This window comes from Streptomyces sp. NRRL WC-3549 (assembly GCF_000721935.1).
Classification (GTDB): Bacteria; Actinomycetota; Actinomycetes; order Streptomycetales; family Streptomycetaceae; genus Streptomyces.
The window spans coordinates 113,293-118,521 of sequence record NZ_KL585405.1 but is presented as its reverse complement, the minus strand read 5'-3'; the positions used below and the strand labels follow the sequence as shown (position 1 = coordinate 118,521).

The window sequence follows — 5,229 nt, the reverse complement described above, 5'->3', positions numbered from 1 at the left end:
GGGGGCCGCCGCACACCCGGCGCAGTTCGGTGTGGATCACGCCGTGCGGCTTGCCGCTCTGGTGGGTGTACGCCGAGACCATGGTGTTCAGCTGCTTGCGCAGCTCCAGCAGTTTCTTGTGGGTGACCACGGGCCGGTCCTCGGCCGCCTTCTCCAGGAGGTCGGCCTCCGACGCCGGCTTCTGTCGGCTGTGGGCGATCTGCCGGGTCTGCCGCTTCTGGAGCAGCAGCTGCACCTGGTCGGGTTCCAGCAGCCCCGGGATGCCCAGGTAGTCCTGCTCCTCCTCGCTTCCCGGGTGGGCCTGCATCCCGAACTCGGCGCCGTCGTACAGCACCCGGTCGAAGACCGCGTCGGACTCCAGCGCCTCGAAGGGCAGCTGGTCCTCGGTCTCCTCGTCCTCCAGCTTCTCCGCGTCGGCGAGGAGCTGGTCCTCCTCGGCGAACGGGTTCTCCTCGTCGCCGCCCTTCTTCGGCTTGTCGAGCACGTGGTCGCGCTCGACCTCCATCTCGTTGGCGAAGTCGAGCAGCATCGGAATGGTCGGCAGGAACACGGAGGCGGTCTCACCGCGCCTGCGCGACCGTACGAACCGTCCGACGGCCTGCGCGAAGAAGAGCGGCGTGGAGATGGTGGTGGCGTACACGCCGACGGCCAGCCGCGGTACGTCGACGCCCTCCGACACCATCCGGACCGCGACCATCCAGCGCGAGGTGTCCTGGCTGAACTTGTCGATGTTCTTGGACGCGGCCTTCTCGTCGGAGAGGACCACGGTCGGCTTCTCGCCGGTGACCGACTTGAGGATCTTGGCGTACGCGCGGGCCGACTCCTGGTCCGTCGCGATGACCAGGCCGCCCGCGTCGGGGATGCCCTTGCGCACCTCGGTCAGCCGCTTGTCGGCGGCGGCCAGCACATTGGGGATCCAGTCGCCGGTCGGGGAGAGCGCGGTGCGCCAGGCCTGGCCGATGGCGTCCTTGGTCATCGGCTCGCCCAGCCGGGCCGCGACCTCGTCGCCTGCCTTGGTGCGCCAGCGCATGTTGCCGCTGTAGCTGAGGAAGATCACGGGGCGGACGACCCCGTCGGCGAGCGCGTTGCCGTAGCCGTAGGTGTAGTCGGCCGAGGAGCGGCGGATGCCGTCGTTGCCCTCCTCGTACGCGACGAACGGGATCGGGTTGGTGTCGGAGCGGAACGGCGTACCGGTGAGCGCGAGCCGCCGGGTCGCCGGGTCGAACGCCTCCTGGCAGGCCTCGCCCCAGGACTTCGAGTCACCGGCGTGGTGGATCTCGTCGAGGATCACGAGCGTCTTGCGCTGCTCGCAGCGGTTGCGGTGGAGCATCGGGCGTACGCCGACACCCGCGTACGTCACCGCGACCCCGTGGTACTCCCTGCTGAGTGGTCCGGCGCTGTAGTCGGGGTCGAGCTTGATGCCTATCCGGGCGGCGGCCTCGGCCCACTGCTTCTTGAGGTGCTCGGTGGGCGCCACGACCGTGACCTGCTGCACGACGTGGTGGTGCAGCAGCCACGAGGCGAGGGTCAGGGCGAAGGTCGTCTTGCCGGCGCCGGGCGTCGCGACGGCGAGGAAGTCGCGCGGCTGCTCCTGGACGTACTTCTCCATCGCGCCCTGCTGCCAGGCGCGCAGCTTGCCGGCCGTACCCCAGGGGGCGCGGCCGGGAAAGGCGGGTGAGAGGTGGTGGGAGGCGGTAGTAGTCACGGTCTCCGGTTCAGGGCACTCGGGTACGTGGGGGCACTGTCCAGGCGGGCCATCGAGGGACCCGCACGCGAGGGGACGACCGGGCCACCCTACCGGCGGGCGGGTCCCGACCTCGTACGGACCAGGCCGTCCCGTGGCGGAGTGCGACGGCTCTCACACCGGGCCGGGGACACGGGACCGCAGCCCCGGGGAAACCGCCCGCCGTGGCCGTCAGCGGGTGCGTACCCGGCTCGCCACCCAGGCGCCCACCAGCGCCACCGCCGCCATCGGGAGGAAGACCGCCGCGAACGCCGCGGGGTGCGAACCGGCGGTCCCACTGCCCGCCGGGCCGTGCACGGCCGCACCCACCGCGCCCCCGCCGAGCGCGGCGAACGCCGCTCCGCCGCCGGCCAGCAGCAGTACGTTGGCCAGCCCGTCCGAGATCTGGAGCGCCGCCGAGTTGGCACCCGCCTCGTGCGGGGCCGACAGCTTCAGCAGCAGCACGCTCGTCGACGCGATCACCATGCCCATGCCGAAACAGCCGACGCCCCAGACGACGGCCACCGTCCAGACCGGGACCGCCTCGACCAGCACCGCCGGGGCGGCGGCGATGGCCAGCGCCACCAGCACCATCCCGCCCACCATCAGAAACTCCCGGTGCTCCTCCAGGCGCGGCCGGGCCAGCACGTACGAGCCCAGCGCCCAGGTCAGGCCACCGGCGGCGAGCGACAGGCCCGCCATCGTCGGGGACAGGCCCCGCTGGGTCACCAGCATCAGCGGTACGAAGGACTCGGCAGCGATGAACGATCCCGCCGCAACCCCGCGCAGCAGGATCACCGCGGGCAGCCCCCGGGCGGCCCGCATCGTCCCCCGGGGCAGCAGCCCGCGCACGGCGGGCACGAGGAGCGCGGCGCCGGCCGCGGCGGGGACCAGCGAGAGCCACCGCAGCTCCTGTCCGGCGTACTGGAGGAGCCCCGCGCCCAGCGAGATGCCCAGGGCGAGCCGGATGCGCCGGCGGTCGAAGGGGGCCGGTGTCCCTTCGGCCGGTCCGGAGGCCATGCGCCGGATCGCGGGCAGCGCGAGGCCGAGCGGCAGCACGATGAGCACCGGGATTCCGACGAAGACCCAACGCCATCCCAGGTGTTCGGTCACCGTCCCGGAGGCGAGCGGCCCGACGACGGACGGGACGATCCAGGCGGCCGAGAACGCCGCCATGATCGCCGGCCTGATCCGCTCCGGATAGGCCCGGCTGATGACGACGTACAGCGCCACGATGACCAGGCCGCCGCCGATGCCCTGGACGGCCCGCCCCAGCAGGAAGACCCACATGCCGCCCGCCGTCCCCGACAGCAGCAGCCCGGCGCCGAACGACCCGATACCGGCGGCGAGCGGCGCGAGCGGCCCGGACCGGTCGGCCCACTGCCCGGAGAGCACCATGGCGAAGAGGCTGGTCGTGAAGTAGGCGGAGAAGGCGAAGGCGTAGAGCGGGATGCCGTTCAGCTCGCGGGCCGCCACCGGCATCGCCGTACCGACCGCGGTCGCCTCGAAGGCGATGAGCAGGACCACGGAGACGATGCCGATGCTGAGCGCCCGGTAGGTACGCCCCAGCACGCCCTCGGGCGGTGCGGGCGCGGTGTCCGTGTCGGTGGTGTCGGCGAGGGGGGCGGTGACACCGGTGTCACGGGGTTCCAGGGCGCTCATGGACCTAAGGGTAAGGGCCGAAAGCGCAGGTGACCCCTGTCCGTGGAAGGAGTCCGGATCCACCCTCAGTCGTAGGCCGCACCCCTGGTGACCGGTGGGGCGCGTGAACGCCGTATGGCAGTCGTGTTGCGGGGCGCCAGCCGCCCTTGAGGGCCGCCGCGCCGGGACCGTACGGTCGGCAGCACGAGGAAACACGCCCCGACCGTGTGCCCGAGAGGCTCAGGGGCTCGACTGCAACTCGAGTTACACCGGTTCGAATCCGGTCACGGTCTCCAGCGCTCTCCGGCGTTCCGGGCACGAGAGCCCGAAAGGGAACGGCCGCCCCCATGGTGCGGGGGCGGCCACTCACGCGCGCACGGGTCGCGCCCTCCCGGGCGCGGTCACGTCCCGCGCGTACGGGTCACGCCGGGTCCAGCGACGACTGGGCTGCGAGCCCTCCGTCGACCTCGCAGCCCGGTCCTTCGCCATGGCCAGGGAGACGGAGTGGGGGACGGTGGCGAAGGCCCGCCCCCTTCAGCGCCTCGGTGCCCCTTCTGCCTCCTTCGGCGTCCGGACGTGACTGCCTGCTCCTGGGCCGCCTCCGCGGGTCTTCGTCACCGCCACCGCTGCACCCCGCAGCCTCGACGATCAGCGAGCTCGCCGCAACAGCGCCGAGAAGCCCGCCCCACACGCTTCTACGCCTGACCACGACCAGCATCCCGCTCTGTCGTACTGCTGTGCCCTACCGCCGTGTCATCCAGTTTCCGGGGCGCTGGCTTGCTGGTTTCCACGGTCGTTACCCGGGCCTGATCTGGAATAGCTCATTACTTCAGCGTGACAGAGGCACTTTCCGGCAGGCCAGCACTGTTTTCACACCCGAGCTCCTTTACCACTGCAAGGGCTCCGGCATGAAGAATCTCCAGACTCGCGTCCCGGGCAGCACGCGCATCAGGCACATCACTCTTCCCCCGCGTGAAGTTTCCATAGATACGCAATGGGGTCGCGTCCGACCCCTTCAGCTGGGGACTGACACACTCCAGATAGACCAACGCACCAAACTTTCCCGCCTCGGACCTTTTCCCCATGGTGTAGGACTCCGCGCTGACTGATTTTCGTGGATTTTCCAAATCCTGTTCCGCGTACATATGGAACCCGATCACTGCGCGGTTTGACACTCCACCCCCCTTCCCCTTCATTTCACACAGGTTCGCCCCAGTTCCCCATTCCCGACCTGACGCATATGACATCTTCAACTCCTCGACGACCTTCTCCAGCTTCCGCCCCTTGGTTCCCGTACCAGTGAACAACACATCCCCCGTAACAAACTCGACCTTTTTCGCCAAGGCGCCGGAGAAAATTCCGTCGCATACCTCCGACGCCCCAACGAATCTCTTCTCCTCGCCACTCTCCCCTCCTTGCCCGCAAGCCACCATCCCGGCTCCCATGATCAGAATAAGGACTGCCAGACGCTTAGAATGCCTCACCGAGCCAAAATTACTACTCATCATTTGCACCCCTTACCCATCGTCAGCCGGTTTCCGGATCATGACCTTGCTGGTTCTCACGCTGATTACCCTTCGTGTAGCCGGAATCCATTGCAATTTTCAGATCTACTCCAAGGTTGTCCGTGCTGCTGATGCCATGCCTCACCTTGAAACCTTTCACTGGAGCTTCAGCCATACTCTCTCCTCCAGAATAGATTTCCGTCTTTTTGGCCCTGGTTTCCCCCTCCATCTTTTCTTTGGCCTCCTCTACGGAACTATCAGAGATGTCACCAATCACTTGACCTATAAATTGCTCGACGCCACCGGTTCCTGTATCAGTTGCCAGGGGGATGAGCACTGCAGCCGTACCGGCGGGCGCCA

3 protein-coding genes, 1 tRNA gene and 1 pseudogene are annotated in these 5,229 nt (G+C 68.7%); 1 reads left to right on the top strand and 4 read right to left on the bottom strand.

Going from position 1 to position 5,229, the window contains the following annotated elements:
* Both IH13_RS37800 and IH13_RS0118515 read right to left on the bottom strand, forming a co-directional pair.
* The coding region (locus IH13_RS37800) for a DEAD/DEAH box helicase (protein ID WP_031085836.1) at positions 1-1,609 on the bottom strand (1,609 nt) is incomplete at its 3' end.
* 306 nt (positions 1,610-1,915) lie between these two features.
* Positions 1,916-3,385: an MFS transporter gene (locus IH13_RS0118515; RefSeq protein WP_031085835.1), complete on the bottom strand. Its 1,470-nt coding sequence runs from the start codon at positions 3,383-3,385 to the stop codon at positions 1,916-1,918.
* A 200-nt stretch (positions 3,386-3,585) separates the two neighbouring features.
* Here IH13_RS0118515 and IH13_RS0118510 point away from each other — a divergent pair.
* Positions 3,586-3,660, top strand: a tRNA-Cys gene (locus IH13_RS0118510).
* 528 nt (positions 3,661-4,188) lie between these two features.
* On the opposite strand, the gene IH13_RS40925 is transcribed toward IH13_RS0118510, so the two are convergent.
* Positions 4,189-4,869 (bottom strand): hypothetical protein, encoded by a 681-nt coding sequence (locus IH13_RS40925; protein WP_082317640.1) that lies wholly within the window; start codon positions 4,867-4,869, stop codon positions 4,189-4,191.
* Positions 4,870-4,891: 22 nt separating this feature from the next.
* Positions 4,892-5,229, bottom strand: a pseudogene (locus tag IH13_RS43475) (hypothetical protein); the annotation flags it as partial.